Genomic DNA, 20,990 nt, shown 5'->3' on the forward strand with positions numbered 1-20,990 from the left:
TGCCCTTGGTTACCGGCTTTAGCTTGTGGGAAATCGGGTTGGCTTCAGGCTTTCTTTTATCTTCTTGAGGTGCCCGAGGAAGTCCGCGCCACGTTTGAGGGTTACGCCGGTTGCCAGGACGTCGATAACGGTCAGATGAATAATGCGCGACGACATTGGCATATACACTTCAGTATCCTCCGGTGCGGTGACGCCCAGAACCACTGTGCAGATTCTCGCCAGGGGCGAGTCCGGATTGGTGATGCCAATCACGGTGGCGCCATTGGCCCTTGCCAGTTGTGCTATATCGACGGTTTCACGGGTTCGACCGGTATAGGAGATCAGTACGATGACATCGCCCACGCTGGAGCCTGCGGCAACCATACGTTGCATCAGTGCATCATCGTAGGACATGACCGGAATGTTGAAGCGAAAAAACTTATGCTGGGCATCCAGGGCGACTGAAGCTGACCCACCCATGCCGAAGAAATTTATCTGCTTGGCCTGAATAAGGTAATCGATGGCTGTGGCCAATGCCTTTGGGTCCAGTGCCTGGCGGGCCTTGTCGAGATTGGCGATGGTGCTGAGCATGATCTTGTCAGCAAATTCGGCAACCGTGTCGTCGGGTTCGATGTTCTGACCCACATAAGGAGTGCCGGTCGCAATGCTCTGAGCCAGGCGGATTTTGAAGTCCGGGAAACCTGTGGCCGAAAACCCGCGGCAGAAACGGTTTACGGTCGGTTCACTGACATCAGCGGCTCTGGCCAGCGCCGCTATGCTGTAACGGGTGGCCGCGCTTGGGTCGCGGAGAATGGCTTCAGCCACTTTTCGCTCGGATTTGTTAAGGCTGTCCAGTCGGGACTGGATATCCTCAAGCAGATTGTCGTCACGGTGCGCCTGGTTCGCGGCCATCAATGGTACTCCCTGATTCATGGGCGGTCGTTATTATAAAATCGCGCTGATTATACCGCTTTTTCGACGGGGTTTGGGTAGTAAAAGTATCACGAGGTGCAGTTTTTTCTTGGAATTATCGCTTGCGGATGTCACTATTTGTTTAGAATTACTACATTGAGTCTTGCCGTTAAGGTTGTACGACAGGCTGCCCACCAGAGAGAAGGAACCAATGGTAAACAAGATCAATACCCGTTGTGATCTGATGCTGTTCGGGGCTCTGGGCGACCTTGCCCAGCGTAAACTCTTCCCCGCTTTGTACCAGTTGGAGCGCGCCAATCTGCTGGCCGAGGGTAGTCGGATACTGGCGATTGCCCGTACGGATGCCGACACCGAAACGGTACGTCGCCAGTTGTTCGAAAAACTCAAGCAGCACGTTAAGCCGGGGGAGTTCGATGCGCAGCTGGCAGAGGCTTTTTTGCAACGGGTTGATTACCAGATTCTTGATTTTAATAACCCGGATGGTTTCAGTGTGCTCAATGAGTGGCGCGATGACGTCAATAATGAGCTGATTGTTTACATGGCTACACCGCCTTCCATGTACGGCGTGATCGCCCGGAATCTTCGCGGTGCCAGTTGTTGCACCGAAAAAACACGCGTGGTGGTTGAAAAGCCGATCGGCCATGACCTGGAATCGTCAAAGGTCATCAATGACGAATTGGGTGAGGTCTATAACGAGAACCAGTTGTTCCGGATTGACCATTACCTCGGCAAAGAGACGGTCCAGAATCTGATCGCGTTGCGGTTTGCCAATAACCTGTTTGCCTCCCAGTGGGATCAGAATCACATCTCCCATGTGGAGATCACGGTGGCGGAAAGTGTGGGTATCGAAGGTCGCTGGGGCTACTTCGACAAGGCTGGCCAGATTCGGGACATGATCCAGAACCATCTGTTGCAGCTGCTTTGTCTGATAGCGATGGACCCGCCCTCGGATCTGTCGGCAGACAGTATTCGGGATGAAAAGGTAAAAGTGCTGAAGGCGCTAAAGCAGATCACGCCATACATGATGGACAGCTATGTTGTCCGTGGTCAGTACACTGCCGGCACAAGCGACGGCAAGCCGGTGCCGGGCTATCTGGAAGAGGATGGCGCCAATAAGGGCAGCGCCACAGAAACGTTTGTAGCGTTAAAGGCGGAAATCGATAACTGGCGCTGGTCTGGTGTTCCCTTTTATATCCGCACCGGCAAACGCCTACCCGAGAAGCTGTCGCAGATCATCATTCATTTCAAGCCGGCGCCTCACTATATTTTTGATCCGGACCAGAAGCACCTGGCCAATAACAAGCTGATTATCCGGCTTCAGCCAGACGAGGGTATGGCCCTGAAAATCCTCACCAAGGATCAGGGGCTCGACAAAGGCATGCGTCTGCGCCAGGGTCCGCTGGAGCTGACCTTCTCCGAAACGTTCGATACTGACCGCATTCCCGATGCCTACGAGCGTCTGCTATGGGAAGTCATGAAGGGCAATCAATATCTGTTTGTTCGCCGGGACGAAGTGGAATACGCCTGGCGCTGGGTTGATCAGGTTATCCAGAACTGGAGAGACGGTGGCGAGCCGCCCAAACGCTACGCCGCTGGAACCTGGGGCCCGGTTGCATCCATCGCCATGATTACCCGGGACGGGAGGAGCTGGTATGAGGATGTCTGATCTCCGTCTACCCGAGGGTGTCAGTGCCTACTCCGGGGAGTCTCCCGATGAGGTGGCTCAGGCTCTTGCCGGGACCGTTACGCGATTCCTGGATGCCCGATTGAAAGAAGCGCCGAGGGTAAGTCTGGTGGTTTCCGGTGGCTCTACACCGCTGCCGTTTTTCAGGTCACTCTCTGACATGGATCTGGAGTGGGGGAGGGTAGATGTTCTGCTCGCGGATGAGCGGTGGGTCGAGGAAGGCGACGATGCCAGCAATACCCGGCTGGTTCGCGAAAATCTGTTGCAGAACAAGGCCTCATCGGCGCGGTTCCTGTCTCTTAAACAGCCTGGCGCCACGCCCGTTGAAGGGTTGGCGCGGGTGAAGGCCGAATTGGCGGATCTGGCCTTGCCGGTCGATGTGCTGATTCTGGGTATGGGGAATGATGGCCACACTGCATCGTTGTTCCCGGACGCGCCGGAATTGGAGGCTGCCATGGACACCGAGTGTCAGGAAATTGTTGCCGCTTCAACCCCGGTGTCACAACCCCAAAAGCGGATCACCCTGACCTGGCCACTGCTCAGGGAGGCTCGCTTCACCGCCTTGCACCTTAAGGGCGAGGACAAGGTGGCTACGTTGAGCCAGGCCATTGCCGAACCGGAAAAGGTTCTGGAAATGCCTGTCAGAGCCTTTCTGAAACCTGGCCTCCGGGTGTTCTGGAGTCCCTGAAACGCCCGACCATTTGTAATGGAGAATACCATGAGCCAGCTAACCGACTTTCATCGTGAGCGCGTCAGGGCCGTATTACAAGCTTCGCCCCTGGTGCCGGTCATCGCCATTAACGAACTCGATGACGCCGTTCCTCTGTGTCAGGCGCTTGTTGATGGCGGCATCAACGTCCTGGAGATCACTCTGCGCACCGAACACGGACTCAAAGCCATTGAGCGCGTCCGTAAGGCCATTCCGGACGCCTGGGTGGGCGCGGGTACTGTCACCAGCATTGATCAATACCGACAGGTGGAAGCGGCAGGCGCTCAGTTTGTTATCACCCCGGGTGTGACTGAAGCTATCCTGGAATTCGGGGTAACCTCGAAGGCGCCGTTACTGCCGGGAATTGCTACGATCTCCGAAATGATGGTTGGCTACAATCTCGGCTATCGGGAATTCAAGTTCTTTCCGGCTGAGGTGGCTGGTGGTATCCCGGCCCTCAAGGCCTTTAACGGACCCTTCCCGGATGTCTCTTTCTGCCCGACGGGCGGAATCCGCCGAAACACGGCGGCAGACTATCTGGCTCTCGGCAACGTCCAGGCCGTTGGTGGTACCTGGCTTACGCCATCAGATGTGGTGGCGGCCAGGGATTGGGCGCAGATTACCGAGATTGCGCGGGGCAGCCTGGCTGATCTCTGAACGGATCGGTCGGATTGCGCCCAAGGCGAATCCGACCGTGACACATCCGAAATGAATATTACCGGATATCAGAACCTACCCGAACAATCTTCATGGTATTGGTTCCGCCCTGGGCGTTTACATAATCACCCTTGGTAATCACCACCAGATCGCCTTCCTTGACCGCACCACAATGAACAAGTTCTGACACCGCCAGAGCATTGGTTCGTTCATTCGGAATTTTTGCTGAATCAAATGGAATGGTCTGGACACCCCGGAACATCACGACCCGGTGTTGGGTTGAGTGATGGCGAGAGAACGCAAAAATTGGCAGACTGGACTTGATGCGGGACATCAACCGGGGTGTGGCGCCCGTTTCGGTCATGCAAATGATGGCTGACACGCCTTCCAGGTGGTTGGCGGCATACATGGCAGACAGGGCGATAGCCTCATCGACCTCTTCCATGCTTTCATGGATCCGGTGCTTGGATTGATGCATCGAAGGGTGCTTTTCCGCGCCCAGGCAGATGCGTACCATGGCTTCCACCGCTTCTTTCGGATAGTCACCAACAGCGGTCTCTGCGGAGAGCATCACCGCGTCAGTGTAATCCATTACCGCGTTGGCAACGTCCGAGACTTCGGCGCGTGTAGGCATTGGACTGGTGATCATGGACTCCATCATCTGGGTGGCTGTGATCACTGCACGGTTCAAGACCCGAGCCCGGGAAATAATGTGCTTCTGCACGCCAACCAGCTGGGCGTCACCGATCTCCACAGCCAGGTCGCCGCGGGCAACCATGACGGCATCTGACGCCTCGATAACAGCATCCAGAGCTTCCACGTCGTCGGCAAGTTCTGCCCGTTCGATTTTTGCAACTAGGCCGGCCTCAGATCCTGCTTCTTTGAGCAGGCGCCGGGCGACATGCATGTCCTCAGCAGTTCGGACAAAAGAGACGGCAACGTAATCGGCGCCCAGTTGGGCAGCCGTGACGATGTCCTGTTTGTCCTTTTCAGTGAGTGCCTCGGCTGACAGGCCGCCACCACGCTTGTTCAGGCCCTTGTTGTTGGAGAGCGGGCCGCCAATCAGAACAGTGGACGTGATGCTGTGGTCGTTCACTGACTTGACTTCCATTTCGATGCGGCCGTCATCGAGAACCAAAATGTCGCCAGGCTTCACATCCTCGATCAGCTGTTCGTAGTCGATCCCGACGCTCTCTTCAGTGCCCGCTTCCTTGTCCATGGCCGCGTCCAGAATGAACGTCTGGCCCGCCGTCAGGGTAACCTTGTTCTCAGAAAACCGGGCGATGCGAAGCTTGGGCCCCTGCAGGTCGGCCAGAAGTGCGACGAACCGCCCCTGGGCAGCTGCGGCTTCTCGGACGCGTCGGGCCCGCGCGATATGCTCCTCGGCGCTGCCGTGTGAGAAGTTCAGTCGGGTAACGTCTACACCGGCGCCAATAATGGCAGCGAGAGATTCCGGAGAGTCAGTGGCGGGGCCGAGGGTGGCGACAATTTTGGTACGCCTGAGCATGGTAGGTGTCCTTTGGTTCTTCAAGATATTCTCGTGCAAAGTGGTGGAATGAGCCCGAACGGCACGGGTTACTGGCCGGCCTTGATCAGGGCAATCGCATTGTCCAGCATGCGATTGGAGAAGCCCCATTCATTATCGTACCAGGCCATGACTTTTACGTGACGACCCAGCACCCGGGTATGGTTGGCGTCGAAGACGCTGGAGAGTGGGTTGTGATTGAAGTCCACGCTCACCAGTTTCTCGACATTATAACCGAGAACCGGATTTTTCTCGGCGGCTGCTTTTACCGCCTCGTTCACTTCCTCAACGGTTGTTTCCCGGCCGGCAATAAAGCCGAAATCCACGAGCGATACGTTGATGGTCGGAACCCGAATGGCAAGGCCATCCAGTTTTCCGTTAAGTTCCGGGATGACCTTACCGATAGCAGCAGCGGCGCCGGTTTTGGTCGGGATCATGGATTGGGTAGCGGACCGTGCCCGGTAGAGGTCAGTATGGTAGACGTCGCTGAGTTTCTGATCGTTGGTGTAGGAGTGGATGGTGGTCATCAGGCCACTCTCAATGCCAAGGACTTTGTGCAGGGCGTCGACAACGGGGGCCAGACAATTCGTGGTGCATGAGGCGTTGGAAATAACGTCGTGTTCGGCGGTCAGGGTTTGGTGGTTGACGCCATAGACCACCATGGCATCCGAGTCCGGGCTGGGTGCTGAAATGATCACCTTGCGGGCGCCGGCCGTCAGATGGGCTGCCGCCTTGGCCCGTTGGGTGAAAAGACCGGTACACTCGAAGACAACATCAATGCGGTTATCCGCCCAAGGCAGATCTTCCGGGTTGCGCAGTGCTGTGATGGCAATCCGGTCACCGTTAACGGTCAGGGATTGGGTGTCGTGGCTGACGTCGGCATCAAACCTGCCATGAACGCTGTCATACTTCAGCAGGTGGGCATTGGTTTCGGCATCACCCAGGTCGTTGATAGCAACAACCTGTAGCTGGTTTCGGTAGTTATTTTCATATAATGCCCTGAGAACATTGCGACCGATGCGGCCAAAGCCGTTGATTGCGATACGAATCGTCATCGTTTGACTCCTCGGGTGTTCGTTTTTGTTTGGTTAACCGCTTGCATGTAGTAAATATAACAACAAAAATTGGATAAATGAACGTGCCAAAGGTGGAAATGCCAAAAAAAGAAAGTAAGATTACCTTTAAAGGCGAGCATTCTAATATTCTATGCACTGGAGCCCACCATGCACCCGACCGTAGACAAAGTTACCCGGAGAATCATCGAGCGCAGTCGATCAACGCGGCAGGATTACCTGAACCGGATGAATGCTCTCAAAGCCCAATCCCCGCACCGGAGTTCTCTGTCCTGTGGCAATCTGGCCCACGGTTTTGCGGCTTGTAATCAGGGCGACAAAGACGCACTGAAGTTTATGAACAAAGCCAACGTAGCCATGGTAACGGCCTATAACGATATGCTTTCGGCCCATCAACCCTACGAAAAGTTCCCCGATCTTATTCGGGAAGCGGCGCGCGGGATGGGGTCCGTGGCTCAGGTGGCCGGTGGCACACCTGCCATGTGTGACGGCGTGACCCAGGGGCAGCCAGGTATGGAGTTGAGTCTTTTTTCCCGGGACACCATCGCCATGAGTACTGCTGTGGCGCTGAGTCACAATATGTTTGATGCCACGCTGCTTTTGGGAATCTGTGACAAGATTGTCCCGGGGCTTCTGATCGGCTCGCTGAGTTTCGGCTACCTGCCCACCATTCTGGTTCCGGCAGGGCCGATGCCTTCCGGATTGCCGAACAAGGAGAAGCAGCGGATCCGTCAGCTCTATGCCGAAGGCAAGGTGGGCAAGGATGAACTGCTTGAAGCCGAGAGCAAGTCTTATCACAGTGCGGGTACCTGTACGTTTTACGGCACGGCTAACAGTAATCAGCTATTGGTAGAGGTGATGGGGCTGCACCTGCCCGGATCGGCATTCGTGAATCCTGGTACACCACTGCGCGATGAGCTCACGAGGGCGGCGACCGAGCAGGTGATCAAACTGTCGAAGCCTCACGGAGGGGAGCTTGGTCTGGGCGACATGGTTGATGAGAAAAGCATCGTCAACGCCCTGGTGGCGCTGCTGGTCACTGGTGGCTCTACCAATCACACCATCCACTGGATCGCTATTGCCCGGGCGGCAGGGATTATCATCGACTGGAACGACTATGCCGAGCTTTCCTCTGTGGTTCCGTCCATGACCCGGATCTACCCCAACGGGCAGGAAGATGTAAATGCGTTCCACGAGGCTGGGGGAACTCCGTTCCTGATCAAAGAGCTGCTGAGCGGCGGCTACCTGCACAACGACGTGAACACAGTGGTTGGTTATGGCCTTGAGCGCTTCAGTGAGATGCCGGAGCTGGAGGATAATAAGCTTATCTGGAAGCCAGCGCCGGAACAGAGCCTGCGCCCGGATGTTCTCAGCCCTGTGGCTGAGCCGTTTGCACCGGATGGCGGGCTCAGGGTGCTCGACGGCAACCTTGGTCGGGGTGTTATCAAGGTCTCTGCGGTCGCCCCCGAACACCGGAAGGTTGAAGCTCCGGCTGTCGTCTTCAATGATCAGAACGAGCTCAAGGCGGCGTTTGAAGCCGGTGATCTGGACAGGGACTGCATTGTGATCGTGCGTTTCCAGGGTCCGAAAAGTAATGGTATGCCGGAGCTGCACAAACTCACTCCCTACCTTGGGGTGTTGCAGGATCGAGGATTCAAGGTAGGCCTGGTAACGGATGGCCGTATGTCAGGCGCCTCTGGCAAGGTCCCGGCGGCAATCCACGTCTATCCGGAAGCCCTGGATGGCGGCCCTCTGGCCAAGGTCCGGGATGGTGATCAAGTCTGCCTGGATGCCGAACAAGGTGTTCTTGCGGTCAGTGTGGATGAGCAGGAATTTGCCGGCCGGGATTCTGAAAATGCGGATCTGAGCGGGTACCATCACGGCTATGGCCGGGAGTTGTTTGGCTGGATGCGTCGCGCTGCCGGCAATCCCGAAGAGGGCGCCAGTTTTTTCTGGAATCATGATGCATGACGGCAACTCCCTATTCGCTTGTTGGTGATATAGGTGGCACCAATGCGCGCTTTGCACTGGTAGAGCAGGGCAGTGTGCAGCCCCGGGCTATTGAGGTTCTGGTTTGCGGGAAATACAGCAATCTTGACGATGCCGTGCGGGATTACCTGAGCAGGGTCGGGGTTCCGGAAGTTGATAGAGCCTGCCTGGCCGTGGCCTCGCCGGTTCGCGGAACCCGGGTGCGTATGACCAATAATCACTGGTGTTTCGATACTGAAGCAATCCGTCAGTTGTTTGGCTGGTCGGCGTTCAAGGTGATCAACGATTTTACCGCGATGGCGCTTGGCGTCCCCCACGTTGCAGATGAGCAGCTGGTGCATGTCTGTGGCGGGCCGGGCGACAACCGTCGCCCCAGACTTGTTATAGGGCCGGGGACCGGGCTCGGGGTTTCAGGTCTGGTGCCGATTGAAAAGGGCTGGGTGCCTTTAACGACTGAGGGCGGTCATGTGGATTTTGCCCCCACCGACGATACCGAGATGGCCGTTCTGCGGATTCTCAAGGCCCGGTTTGGTCGGGTATCGGTAGAGCGGATTCTTTGTGGGCAGGGGCTTCTGAATCTCTATCAGGCCCATGCAGAGATTCAGGGCGTAGCAGCGCCATTGGATGCGCCGGAAAAAATCACCGCAGCGGCCCTGGAACATACCGATAGCCTGGCCTGTCACACGCTTCGCCACTTTTGTGAAATCCTGGGGCGGGTAGCTGGTAACGGAGTTCTCACTCTTGGAAGCACGGGTGGGGTTTACCTGTGCGGCGGAATTCTGCCACGCTTCCTGGAGTTCTTTCTGGAAAGCAGGTTCCGTAACGGTTTTGAGGACAAGGGCAGAATGCGCCCGATATTGGAGTCTACGCCTGTCTACGTGGTCTCCGAGCCATACACCGGGCTGCTGGGAGCCGCTGAGGCACTGGGCAATCCGGAGGTATGACGGCGGGTTACCGCTGTGGGATCAGAGATGGTGTACAAGGGCGCTGAAGCTGGCAGTCAGTGTCGCAAACTCCAGGTCATCCTCAAGCACTCATTTGCGCTAATGCACCGATGGTTTTAAGGTCATGACTGACAATCTGTCCCAGCTTTCTTTCGATGATCTGGTCCGGCGCGTGCGAGCTTGCACCATTTGCGCAGAAGTTTTGCCTCACGAGCCCAGGCCAGTCATACAGATCTCTGAGAGTGCCAGGATTCTGGTGGTCGGTCAGGCTCCGGGCAGGCGGGTGCATGAAACTGGATTGCCTTTCAACGACCCCAGCGGGGATCGGCTGCGGCAATGGATGGGGGTGACGCGGGACACCTTTTACGACGAACAGAAGCTCGCAATCCTGCCGATGGGGTTTTGTTATCCGGGAACCGGAAAGTCTGGCGACCTGCCTCCGCGACCGGAGTGCGCGCCGGCCTGGCGGGAGGCTTTACTGGAGCGGCTCCCGGCCATCGGGCTGACACTGGTTATCGGTCAATATGCTCACGCCTGGCATCTTGCCAGCAGCCGGAAATCCGTAACGGCCAATGTTCAGCACTGGCGGGATTATTGGCCCGACCTTCTGCCCATGCCTCACCCCAGTCCAAGAAACAACCTGTGGTTGCGTCGCAATCCCTGGTTCGAAAAGGAAGTCGTGCCCGAGCTCCAGCTGCGGATTGCCCGGCTTCTTGAACCCTAGATCGGGTGAGGGAGATTCCGGCAGCTAAAGAGCTCCGGGCAGGACATTTTCGCCCGGAGCAAGGGAGGCTGAATGAGATTCATGCACTGTGGTGGAGATCGGTCGCGCGGGTTTCAGGGGCAGCCGTTTTCATGAGGTAACGATCCAGGGCTTCAACATCGGATTCAGTTGCGTACAGTCCCTGTTTGGTTCGACGCCATAGAATGTCCTCTGACGTCATGGCCCACTCATTCTTCACAAGGTGTTCAACCTCTTTTTCATACAGGGTCCCTGCGTAATTGACGCCCAGGTCCTCCATGGACGTACAGCCCTTGAGAAACTCATAGGCGGTCATGCCGTAGGTTCGAACATAGCGACTTAGAACCCGCTCTGAGAGCCACGGGAAATCTCCCCGCATTTTCTGTTCGAGAGATTCGTGATTATCAAATTCGCCGCCCGGAAGTGTGGCGGTTTTGGTCCACCGTCCGCTGGCCTCGGGGAAGAACTGACACAGCTTGTCGGTGGCTGCTTCGGCGAGTTTTCGGTAGGTTGTGATCTTGCCGCCGAAAACGGAAATCAGGGGTGCCTTGCCTTTCTCACTGTTGACTTCAAACGAGTAGTCCCGTGATGCCTTCTGCGCATTCTCCTGTTCATCGTCCATCAGAGGGCGAACGCCGGAGTAGGACCAGACCACATCCGAAGGTCCAAGCTGTCTCTTGAAGTGGGCATTCACGATATCCAGCAGGTAGTCGGTCTCTTCGGGTGAAATTTTTGCTTTCCTGGGGTCACCCTCGTAATCAACGTCGGTGGTGCCTACCAGCGAAAACTCGTCCTCGTAAGGAATGACAAAGACAATTCGCTCGTCTTCATTCTGGAGGATGTAGGCTTCGGTGTCCTTGTTAAGCCTGGGAACGACGATATGGCTACCTTTGACCATGCGAATCATTTTGGGGGCTGGCATCGACAGTGTTTCGCCGAATAACCTGCTTACCCAGGGGCCGGAGGCGTTCACAATCGCTTTTGCTGAAACGGTTTTCTCGGTTTCATTGGTCATGTCGCGCAGGGTGACCTTCCATTCGCTGGCGCCCTGTTCGGCTTTCACGCATTTGGTGCGGGTCAGTATCTGAGCGCCAAACTGCTGTGCTTTCTTCGCAGTCAGCACCACCAGGCGGGCGTCGTCGACCCAGCCGTCCGAGTATTCAAAACCCTTGGTGATATCCGCCTTCAGCGGATCGGCTGCGCCAAACTCGATTGAGCGGGAGCCTGGAAGAATTTCCCGCTTGGCCAGATGGTCATAAAGAAACAGGCCGGTGCGGATCATCCAGGCGGGTCGCAAGTGAGGGCGGTGGGGCAGTCGAAAGCGCATCGGCCACATAATGTGTGGCGAATTCCGGAGCAGGGATTCTCGCTCGGACAGGGCTTCGCGAACCAGTCGGAATTCATAGTGTTCCAGATACCGGAGTCCACCATGTATCAGTTTGCTGCTGCTCGATGAGGTCGCTGACGCCAGGTCATTCATCTCGCACAGCAGAACTTTGAGTCCCCGTCCCGCAGCATCCATGGCAATGCCGGTGCCGTTGACTCCGCCGCCAACGACAATAACGTCAAAGTGATCGTGCCCCGTAGCCATTGTTGGTCATCTCCTGACGCCAGTGGAAAAGACGCGTTGTTGTAGTGCGAACTTTTCGATGTTCAATATGCAGTATGACACCATTATGCGAAAGGCAAGGATATTCGTAAAGGAAAAAATAGAAAAAAAACGAAAACGCGAGGCGACCAAGGATTTAATGGCGGCGGGACGTGAAAATGCGCTCAGACGATGTGGAGTTGGACGTTGTGCTCGTTCAGTATCTGGCGAATCTCTGCGGGAGGTTGTTGATCCGTATACACGTGGTCCGCCTGGGAGATGCTGCCCAGACGGACCATGGCATTGCGCCCGAACTTGGAATGGTCAGCCGCGAGAAGAACCTGATTGGAATTGGCAATGATTGCCTGGGCGACGCGAACTTCACGGTAATCAAAATCGAGCAGGGAGCCGTCGTTGTGAATGCCGCTGATACCGATGATGCCAAAATCCATTTTGAACTGATTGATGAAATCGCGGGTGGCTTCACCAACAATCCCACCATCCCGGTTTCGCACTTCACCGCCTGCAATGATGACGTGAAAGTCTTCTTTTGCTGACAGGATGGATGCGACGTGGAGGTTGTTTGTAACAATCTGCAGATTGTTCTTTTCCAGCAGTGCCTTGGCAATGGTCTCGGTAGTGGTCCCGATGTTGATGAACATGGAAGAGTTATCCGGAATCTGTTCCACTAATGCTGTAGCGATACGCTCTTTGGCTTCCAGGTCCATGATCTTGCGCGCCTGGTAGGCAGTGTTGACGGTGCTGGAATCGATGCCTGCTCCACCATGGTGTCTGCGAAGCTTCTTATGTTTGGCGAGCTCGTTCAGGTCCCGGCGGATCGTTTGGGGCGTTACCTTGAATTGGTCTACCAGTTGCTCGGTCGTGACGAAACCGTTCTGCTGGATCAGCTCCATAATCAGATCCTGTCGGCGACGCTGTGCCATTAACCTCTCCTCCGCGTTGTCATTTTTCTCAAGCGAAAAACTGTGGGCCTGGAAACTGTTCGAAGTTTAGTGGTTTTCAGCGGGTTATGCAGCTTCTGGGCGAGGGGATGTCTGGCAATGCGCGCGCTTGTCATGAAAACTACTTGGCATTCATTTTCAAAAACGTAAAAATACGAAAAAATAAGAACCCGGGGGCGAGACTATATGAGTCAGTACATACTTTCTATCGATCAGGGAACCACCAGTTCACGAGCGATACTCTTTGACCTGAAGGGCAACATCCACGCCACCCGACAGCAGGAGTTTCCGCAGCATTTTCCGGCCAGTGGTTGGGTTGAGCACAATCCGGAGGATCTCTGGTCATCGGTCCAGCAGACCTGCGATGCTGTAATGGCCGAGGAGTGTGGTGACGATGACGAAGTTGTTGCCGTGGGTATTACCAACCAGCGTGAGACCACCGTGGTCTGGGATCGCAATACCGGAGAGCCTGTCTACAACGCAATCGTTTGGCAGGACCGGAGAACCGCTTCCTACTGTGAATCCCTCAAAAGCGAAGGACTTGAAGCCCGGGTTAACAGCAAGACCGGCCTGCTGATTGATCCCTATTTCTCCGCCACGAAGATTCGATGGATACTGGAGAATGTTGCCGGTGTCCGCGAGCGTGCCGAGCGCGGTGAGTTGGCCTTCGGAACGGTAGACACCTTTCTGTTGTGGCGATTGACCGGCGGTCGAGAGCACCGCACCGATGCCACCAATGCAAGCCGCACGATGCTCTTCAACATTCACACGCAGAAATGGGATCCAGAGCTTCTGGAGCTTTTTGGCATTCCCGAATCGTTGTTACCGGAGGTGATGGATTCTGCCGACCAGTTCGGACAGATCACAGAGGGCGGTGCCCTTAACGGTACCTCGGTGCTTGGAGTTGCGGGCGATCAGCAGGCGGCCCTGTTTGGTCAGACCTGCTTTGGTATCGGAATGGCAAAAAGCACCTACGGCACCGGTTGCTTCCTCATGCTGAACACTGGCGATAAGGCCCTGAAGTCGGAGCACCGATTGCTCACTACAGTGGCCTATCGGCTGAATGGAAAGCCGACCTACGCGTTGGAAGGCAGCATCTTTATCGCGGGCGCCACCATTCAATGGTTACGCGACGGTCTCAAACTTATCCAGGACGCCTGTGAAACTGAACCGCTTGCTGAAGGCACGCCCATTGACCATGGCGTATATCTGGTGCCGGCCTTTACCGGGCTTGGTGCACCATACTGGGACCCCAATGCAAGAGGTGCCATATTCGGTCTGACCCGGGATACTGGCATCAAGGAAATTGTCACAGCCGGCCTGCAGTCCGTTTGCTATCAGACCAAGGATCTGCAAAAGGCCATGGAAAAGGATGGCATTCGGCCAGTCAATCTCCGGGTTGACGGTGGTATGGTGGCCAACAACTGGGTTCTCCAGTTTCTGGCAGACATACTCGGTGCCCGGGTGGATCGTCCGTCACTGGTTGAGACCACTGCTCTTGGGGCCGCTTATCTGGCCGGGCTGGAAGCCGGTGTTTACACGTCTCTCGATGAGCTGGCGGAATTATGGCGATGCGACCGCAGTTTTGAGCCTGCCATGACGAAAGAGCACCGCGACAAACTCTACGATGGCTGGATCCAGGCGGTGGAAAAGCTTTGACGGCCTGATTTCTGCGGGAATGGGTATCAGCGTACCCCCAGCTCCCGCAAGCGCTTGTACAGTGTATTACGGCTGATCATTAGCTCTCGGGCAGCTTGGGAAATATTGCCCGCACACTTGCGGTAAACCTGCAGTGTCCGGGCAAGAGTATCGCCTTCCCCTGGCTTGAGATTGGACGCTTCGGAGTTCGGCCGTGCTGCCTCGGTTTCTGTGTTGGAGGCGGCGTCGAATGCTGCAAGAAAGTCTTCCGGCAAATGCCATATCTGCACGTCTTCCCCATCAGCAATCGCGATAGCTACCCGCAACACATTGACCAGTTGCCTGATGTTGCCAGGCCAGGGGTGGTTTTCCAGTGCCGCAAGAACCTTTGGCGATAAATGTTCCGACTGGCCCGGATCCCGATGCTGGGAATAGAGGCTTTGTATCAGAAGTAACTTGTCGGTTCGATGTCTCAGAGCCGGCAGTTCGACACACAGTCCGTTGATCCGGTAGTAAAGGTCTGCTCGAAAAAGGCCTTTCTCAATACGTGAATTTAGTGGGCGGTTAGTTGCGGTAATCAGCAGAATATCGACAGGGATGCTGTCGGTGGAACCCACCGGGGTGACATCCCGTTCCTGGAGAACCCGTAGCAGTCGTGACTGGGCCGATAGTGGCATTTCGCCGATCTCATCGAGAAACAGAATGCCGTCGTGGGCCTTTCGAATGAATCCATGTGAGCCCTGCGCCCTGGCGCCAGTAAAGGCGCCCGCCTCGTAACCGAACAATTCCGATTCAACCAGTTCTGGGGGGATGGCCGCACAGTTGACGGCCACCAGTGGCCGGGCCTTGCGAGGGGAGGCCTTGTGCAGTGCCTTGACCAGGACTTCTTTGCCAACCCCAGTCTCACCGGTGATAAGCACAGGTACACCTCGCTGTAGTACCTTGAGGCTTTGTGTGGCGCAGCGCTTGACGGCTGAATCACCGTACTCGAGGTTGTCGATGGCTAGCAGATCAGCCGGACCTCCGGCCTCGTCAGGTCGTGGTGGTGCTATTTGAGGTGTACTTTCGGTCGCCTTTGTGGGGCGCTTGATCCGGGCGCTCAATCGGACCTTACTGCGAGTGGTCAGTTGCAGGGGGTCGGTTTCCGGGTGGCCAAGAATATGATTCCGGTGACCGGTAAACAGCTCATCCAGGCGGGTCCCGGCAGTCTTCATACCCAGTAGTTGGTCTGCCCGCTGATTGCTGGCAACGACCCGGCCCGAGTCATCACACACAAGTATGCCGGACCAGGGGCTGTCAAAATTGTCCGCGGTTGTATTCAGGGTGATCTGAAAATGATCCGGACCGAACTTCCGGCTGATGAGGCGATTCTCTACCGACTGGGAAAGCAACCGAACCATTCCCAGCGTGTGCGCCTGTGGCAGATAGGCATCACTGAACACACTGAGAACACCAGCAAGCTGCGCCTGGGCATCAAAAATGGGCGCAGCCGAGGCAATGATGCTTCGGTTCATTTTCAGGAAATGTTCGTTTCGCTGTATCTGTACGGGGGCACCCGCCGCAATCGAAGTGCCGATGGCGTTGGTTCCGCAATTCTGCTCCTGCCAGTTCGCTCCGGTCTGGAACCAGGGTTTCAGGCGAGATTCGGTGATGCGTTCGTCACCCCAGCTGTTCAGTACTGTCGCGTTTTGATCGGCAAGGAGAATCAGGCAGCGGCTGTTGAAAAGCACGTTCTGATAGTAGGGCAACACTTCGGCTTCGGTTACCGAGAGCAGTTCGCTGTGTTGGCGGCTTATTGCTTCAAGCTGGGTCGCTTCGGGCACAGGCGGTGTGGGCTGGTGGTCGTGATCAAGGCCCCAGGCGATGCAACGGTTCCACGAATCCCTGACAACATGTTGATAGTCTGGATATTCATTGTGTCTCATGATGCAGTTCTCGTGTGTTCGTTTGTTGTTCTTGTCGACGATTCATGGAGCGAGTCCGGCCGAATGCTGGCAGAAGCTGTTCAATGATCTGTGCAAACACCGTTCACGTCAATGTTCAAACTGAACAGAGTATTGCTAATCGAACATGCCTGTTTTCGAATAGGAATCCCCAGTGAATTCCAAAATAGAAAGAAAAACAATGAAGTACGCAAAATCACCTGTAAGGGTGTCGTGAGCTGGTACAGCGCTTGCCTGTTAAGATTCGAATTCGAATTCCGATGCTTGGTAGGAGCCAAGCCGGCGCACCTTTCCACAAGAACAAAAAGGAAAGCCTATGTCCTTAACACTGGAGAATCTCTCCCGTGTGGTCGACGGTGTCGACTATATCCGGGATGCCAACCTCACCTTTGAGGCAGGTTCCTTTAACGTTCTGCTCGGCCGGACGCTGGCCGGAAAAACCTCACTGATGCGACTGATGGCCGGACTCGACAAGCCGGATACCGGCCGTCTGATCTATAACGGCGAGGACGTGACAGGGCAGAGTGTGCAGAGCCGCAATATTTCGATGATCTATCAGCAGTTCATCAACTACCCCAATCTGACCGTCTACGAGAACATCGCCTCGCCGCTGCGGCTGGCGAAGATGGCTGAATCCGAAATCGACCGCCGTGTGAAGGAAACCGCGTCGATGCTGCGGATTGATCCCTTGCTTAAACGTTACCCGCTTGAGCTGTCAGGCGGCCAGCAGCAGCGCACGGCCATGGCCCGGGCGCTGGTGAAGGATGCCACTCTGGTACTGTTCGATGAGCCTCTGGTAAACCTCGATTACAAGCTGCGTGAAGAGCTCAGGGCCGAACTCCGGGACCTGTTCCGTGAACGCCAGTGCATTGCGGTCTATGCCACCACGGAGGCCAATGAAGCCCTTGCGCTAGGGGGTACGACCACATTACTGCATGAGGGGAAGGTGGTTCAGACCGGCCCGGTGATGGATGTCTATCGCGCCCCTGTGAACACTCTTGCTGCACAGTTGTTCAGTGAACCTCCGATGAACATGATTCGCGGTCGGGTTTCCGAGACAGAGGTGACCTTCGATGAATACTCCCACCATGCGCTGACGCAGGGACTGGCGAAGCTGCAACCGGGCGATTACTGGTTCGGGATTCGCCCCAGTCATATCGGTCTGGTGCCCACCAGCGATGATGATCTGGAAATGTCGATGGAGGTAGAGCTCAGCGAGATCAGCGGTTCTGAAACCTTCATGCATGTGGAGAACAGTCATTTCGAAATGGTGTTGCAGTTGATGGGCGTGCACCAGTACCACACGGGTTCACCCATCAAAGTGTATCTGCCGATCAACAAGCTGTTCGTTTTCGATGACAACGAGCAACTGGTACGCACACCGTCTCAGGTGTCAGGAGGGTCTGTCTGATGGCTGAAATTCAGTTGAAATCTCTTGCTCATAGTTACAGCGATACGCCAGCCGGGCCCGACGATTACGCCATTCGCCAGCTGGATCATGTCTGGCATAAAGGTGGCGCTTATGCGCTTCTGGGTCCGTCGGGCTGTGGAAAAAGTACGATGCTGAACATTATTTCCGGTCTGGTGCAGCCCTCCGAAGGGGATGTTCTGTTTGACGGAAAACGTGTCAACGAGCTGTCGCCACGAGACAGGAATATTGCCCAGGTGTTTCAGTTTCCCGTTATTTACGACTCGATGACCGTTTTCGACAACCTGGCTTTCCCTCTCAAAAACAATAAGGTACCTGCATCCAGGATCAAGGCCCGGGTGCATGAAATTGCCGAAGTTCTGGAGATCGAGGATAAGCTCTTTAAAAAAGCAAAGAACCTCACTGCGGATGAAAAACAGAAGGTTTCGATGGGGCGTGGCCTGGTCCGGGAGGACGTTTCGGCGATCCTGTTTGACGAACCTCTGACGGTTATCGATCCGCAGCTGAAGTGGAAACTTCGTCGGAAACTCAAGCAGATCCACGAACAATTCGATATCACCATGGTGTATGTCACCCATGATCAGCTCGAGGCGTCGACCTTTGCTGACAAGATTGCCGTGATGTATGGCGGACAGATTGTTCAGTTTGGCACCCCTACCGAGTTATTCGAGCAACCCAACCACACCTTCGTAGGCTTTTTCATTGGCAGTCCGGGCATGAATCTTATTGAGGTCCAGCGGTGTTCTCGTGGCGTGTGTTTCGGAAACACGGTTGTCGGGCTTGAAACCTGGCAGGTCGAGATCCTGCAACGAACGCGGTCCACCAATATCAAGATCGGCATCCGTCCGGAGTTTGTGCAAGTCTCATACGTTGCTTCGGACGATACCTTCGAGGCCGAGGTTCTGGATGTTGAGGACCTCGGTACCTACAAGATTGTCACCGTTCAGCTTGACGGCGAGAAAATGAAAATCCGGCAGAGCGAGGAGTTTGCCGCTTCAATCGGTAGTCGGGTGCAGCTCTCTTTTCCGGCGCAATGGCTGAAGCTGTATGTGGATGAATTCCTGGTACAGGAGCAACAGTGATGCAAAAGGTCCAAAACAATAGAGCCTGGTGGCTGGTGCTGCCGGTATTTTTGCTGGTTGCCTTCTCGGCGCTGATTCCATTGATGACCGTGGTGAACTACTCGGTACAGGATATTTTTGGCCCGGGCCAGGCATTCTTTGTGGGTACGGAGTGGTTTAAAGAGGTACTGACCGACGAGCGCCTGCAGGATTCCCTGATTCGCCAGTTTATTTTCTCTGGCGCGGTACTGCTGATCCAGATTCCACTGGGCATCGGGGTCGCACTGATGATGCCGAAATCCGGCATCAAGGGTTCCGTCTGCCTGATTCTTCTGGCCATTCCGCTGCTGATTCCCTGGAACGTGGTTGGAACCATCTGGCAGATCTTCGCCCGTGGCGATATCGGTCTTTTTGGCTGGGGCATCAACCAGTTGGGGATTGAGTACAACTACACCGGCGACACGCTCGATGCGTGGCTGACCGTCCTTTTGATGGACGTGTGGCATTGGACGCCGCTGGTTGCCTTGCTCTGCTATTCCGGGTTGCGTGCGATTCCGGAGGCATTCTATCAGGCGGCGGAAATTGACCGTGCCTCGAAGTGGGCGGTGTTCCGGTACATCCAGCTCCCACGGCTCAAGAGTGTTCTTATCATCGCTGTGCTGCTTCGCTTCATGGACAGCTTTATGATTTACATTGAGCCTTTTGTGCTTACCGGTGGCGGGCCCGGAAGTTCAACAACCTTCCTGAGTCAGACGCTCACGACCATGGCCATCGGGCAGTTTGATCTTGGGCGCGCAGCCGCCTTCTCGCTGATCTACTTCCTCATCGTATTGCTGATTTCATGGCTCTTCTTTACCGCCATTACGCACGCCGACAAAGAAAATTAAGGAGAGTGTGATGAGACAGACACGTTCGAAAAACGTCGGGATTACACTGTTTATCCTGTTGCTCCTGACGCCTATCTACTGGTTGCTGAACATGTCGTTCAAAACCAACCAGGAGATTCTCGGCGGGCTCACCCTGTGGCCCCAGAATTTCACGTTGGATAATTATGCGGTGATTTTCACCGACCCCAGCTGGTACAACGGCTACCTCAATTCAATGATCTATGTGTCGATTAACGTGATCATCACATTGCTGGTGGCCCTGCCTGCGGCATACGCCTTCAGTCGCTACAAGTTCCTGGGCGACAAGCATCTGTTCTTCTGGTTGCTCAGTAACCGGATGGCACCACCGGCGGTGTTCCTGTTGCCGTTTTTCCAGCTCTATTCATCCATTGGGCTGTTCGATACCCACATAGCAGTGGCGCTGGCGCACTGCCTGTTCAACGTGCCTCTGGCTGTCTGGATACTCGAGGGCTTCATGTCCGGGGTTCCGCGCGAGTACGACGAAATGGCCTATATTGATGGCTACAGCTTTCCAAAGTTCTTCGTCAAGGTGTTCCTGCCGATGATTCGTTCAGGCATAGGGGTCACGGCGTTTTTTGCCTTCATGTTCTCCTGGGTAGAGTTGCTTCTTGCCAGGACACTCACCTCCGTAGATGCTCAGCCGATCGGTGCGATCATGACCCGAACGATAGGCGCGAGCGGTATCGACTGGGGTGTGCTGGCTGCAGCCGGTTCGCTCACCATCATTCCCGGCCTGCTGGTGATCTGGTTTGTTCGGAACCATGTTGCCAAAGGTTTTGCCCTCGGACGCGTTTAAGGAGACAACTTATGATTGCCTGGATGAACTGGACGCCGACCGTCGCCATCTTCTTTGCTGTAATTGCGGGAATTCTGGCAGTGATGACGGTTTTCGAGATTGTCTCCCCGTGCACTGAAAGGAAGGGCTTTCTGCCGATTGCTACCACACGGGGTGACCGGCTTTTTATCGGTTTGCTCTCCGCTGCTTACATACACCTGAGCTTCCTCGCCGTCAGTGATGTCACCCTCTGGGTGGCGCTGGCCGTCTCGGTAGCCTGGTTGTTGGTGTTGTTGCGTTGGGGATAGGCAGGCCGGATGTTCGTTGTGTGATCTTTACGAACATTTGGGCCAGAAGAATCCCGTGTAAAAGGTTGTAAAGATTTCGATTGCGAACTAATTTTGATCTAATGATCGGAATCGATCACCCGCGATTCCGGTAGGAAGAATAG

Annotated in this window: 18 protein-coding genes; 12 read left to right on the top strand and 6 right to left on the bottom strand. The window is 55.3% G+C overall.

Features of this window, described 5'->3' with window-relative positions; genetic code table 11:
- Positions 1–18 precede the first annotated feature (18 nt).
- Positions 19–891 carry a MurR/RpiR family transcriptional regulator gene (locus KO499_RS16390; RefSeq protein ID WP_215984834.1) on the bottom strand — a complete coding sequence of 291 codons (873 nt, stop codon included), beginning with the start codon at positions 889–891 and terminating at the stop codon, positions 19–21.
- Between the two features lie 211 nt (positions 892–1,102).
- On the opposite strand from KO499_RS16390, the gene zwf reads away from it, so the two are divergent.
- Genes zwf through KO499_RS16405 form a run of 3 tightly spaced genes read left to right on the top strand, consistent with a single transcriptional unit; the run spans position 1,103 to position 3,962 of the window.
- Positions 1,103–2,578: a glucose-6-phosphate dehydrogenase gene (gene zwf, locus KO499_RS16395; protein ID WP_215984835.1), complete on the top strand. Its 1,476-nt coding sequence runs from the start codon at positions 1,103–1,105 to the stop codon at positions 2,576–2,578.
- Positions 2,571–3,284 carry a 6-phosphogluconolactonase gene (pgl, locus tag KO499_RS16400; RefSeq protein ID WP_215984836.1) on the top strand — a complete coding sequence of 238 codons (714 nt, stop codon included), beginning with the start codon at positions 2,571–2,573 and terminating at the stop codon, positions 3,282–3,284. The genes zwf and pgl overlap by 8 nt, the downstream gene beginning before the upstream one ends.
- Before the next feature lie 30 nt (positions 3,285–3,314).
- A complete protein-coding gene (locus KO499_RS16405) occupies positions 3,315–3,962 on the top strand; it encodes a bifunctional 4-hydroxy-2-oxoglutarate aldolase/2-dehydro-3-deoxy-phosphogluconate aldolase (protein WP_215984837.1) in 648 nt (215 codons plus the stop codon).
- Positions 3,963–4,020: 58 nt separating this feature from the next.
- On the opposite strand, the gene pyk is transcribed toward KO499_RS16405, so the two are convergent.
- Complete coding sequence (gene pyk, locus KO499_RS16410; protein ID WP_215984838.1) at positions 4,021–5,469, bottom strand: pyruvate kinase; 1,449 nt, start codon at positions 5,467–5,469, stop codon at positions 4,021–4,023.
- 68 nt (positions 5,470–5,537) lie between these two features.
- Entirely contained in the window at positions 5,538–6,542 is a 1,005-nt protein-coding gene (gene gap / locus KO499_RS16415; protein WP_215984839.1) for a type I glyceraldehyde-3-phosphate dehydrogenase, read from the bottom strand.
- Between the two features lie 168 nt (positions 6,543–6,710).
- On the opposite strand from gap, the gene edd reads away from it, so the two are divergent.
- The 3 genes from edd (at position 6,711) to KO499_RS16430 (ending at position 10,217) form a co-directional block, all read left to right on the top strand.
- Positions 6,711–8,531, top strand: a complete 1,821-nt coding sequence (edd, locus tag KO499_RS16420; RefSeq protein ID WP_215984840.1) for a phosphogluconate dehydratase — start codon at positions 6,711–6,713, stop codon at positions 8,529–8,531.
- Positions 8,528–9,493, top strand: a complete 966-nt coding sequence (locus tag KO499_RS16425) for a glucokinase (protein WP_215984841.1) — start codon at positions 8,528–8,530, stop codon at positions 9,491–9,493. Before edd ends, KO499_RS16425 begins: the two co-directional genes overlap by 4 nt.
- Before the next feature lie 124 nt (positions 9,494–9,617).
- Entirely contained in the window at positions 9,618–10,217 is a 600-nt protein-coding gene (locus KO499_RS16430) for a uracil-DNA glycosylase family protein (protein ID WP_215984842.1), read from the top strand.
- A 79-nt stretch (positions 10,218–10,296) separates the two neighbouring features.
- On the opposite strand, the gene glpD is transcribed toward KO499_RS16430, so the two are convergent.
- Both glpD and KO499_RS16440 read right to left on the bottom strand, forming a co-directional pair.
- Entirely contained in the window at positions 10,297–11,826 is a 1,530-nt protein-coding gene (gene glpD / locus KO499_RS16435; RefSeq protein ID WP_215984843.1) for a glycerol-3-phosphate dehydrogenase, read from the bottom strand.
- A 182-nt stretch (positions 11,827–12,008) separates the two neighbouring features.
- Positions 12,009–12,767 carry a DeoR/GlpR family transcriptional regulator gene (locus tag KO499_RS16440; protein ID WP_215984844.1) on the bottom strand — a complete coding sequence of 253 codons (759 nt, stop codon included), beginning with the start codon at positions 12,765–12,767 and terminating at the stop codon, positions 12,009–12,011.
- Positions 12,768–12,971: 204 nt separating this feature from the next.
- Here KO499_RS16440 and glpK point away from each other — a divergent pair, with 204 nt between their 5' ends.
- Positions 12,972–14,444: a glycerol kinase GlpK gene (glpK, locus tag KO499_RS16445; protein WP_215984845.1), complete on the top strand. Its 1,473-nt coding sequence runs from the start codon at positions 12,972–12,974 to the stop codon at positions 14,442–14,444.
- Between the two features lie 26 nt (positions 14,445–14,470).
- On the opposite strand, the gene KO499_RS16450 is transcribed toward glpK, so the two are convergent.
- Positions 14,471–16,348 carry a sigma-54-dependent Fis family transcriptional regulator gene (locus tag KO499_RS16450; protein WP_215984846.1) on the bottom strand — a complete coding sequence of 626 codons (1,878 nt, stop codon included), beginning with the start codon at positions 16,346–16,348 and terminating at the stop codon, positions 14,471–14,473.
- Between the two features lie 334 nt (positions 16,349–16,682).
- Here KO499_RS16450 and KO499_RS16455 point away from each other — a divergent pair, with 334 nt between their 5' ends.
- Genes KO499_RS16455 through KO499_RS16475 form a run of 5 tightly spaced genes read left to right on the top strand, consistent with a single transcriptional unit; the run spans position 16,683 to position 20,847 of the window.
- On the top strand, positions 16,683–17,777 hold the full coding sequence (locus KO499_RS16455) for an ABC transporter ATP-binding protein (RefSeq protein ID WP_215984847.1): 1,095 nt from the start codon (positions 16,683–16,685) through the stop codon (positions 17,775–17,777).
- Positions 17,777–18,877, top strand: coding sequence for an ABC transporter ATP-binding protein (locus tag KO499_RS16460; protein WP_215984848.1), 1,101 nt, complete (start codon positions 17,777–17,779; stop codon positions 18,875–18,877). The genes KO499_RS16455 and KO499_RS16460 overlap by 1 nt, the downstream gene beginning before the upstream one ends.
- Entirely contained in the window at positions 18,877–19,743 is an 867-nt protein-coding gene (locus tag KO499_RS16465) for a carbohydrate ABC transporter permease (RefSeq protein ID WP_215984849.1), read from the top strand. The genes KO499_RS16460 and KO499_RS16465 overlap by 1 nt, the downstream gene beginning before the upstream one ends.
- 10 nt (positions 19,744–19,753) lie before the next feature.
- Complete coding sequence (locus KO499_RS16470) at positions 19,754–20,560, top strand: carbohydrate ABC transporter permease (protein ID WP_215984850.1); 807 nt, start codon at positions 19,754–19,756, stop codon at positions 20,558–20,560.
- 11 nt (positions 20,561–20,571) lie between these two features.
- Entirely contained in the window at positions 20,572–20,847 is a 276-nt protein-coding gene (locus KO499_RS16475) for a DUF2160 domain-containing protein (RefSeq protein ID WP_215984851.1), read from the top strand.
- Positions 20,848–20,990 lie beyond the last annotated feature (143 nt).

The organism is Marinobacter sp. F3R08, from assembly GCF_018860425.1.
GTDB lineage: Bacteria > Pseudomonadota > Gammaproteobacteria > Pseudomonadales > Oleiphilaceae > Marinobacter.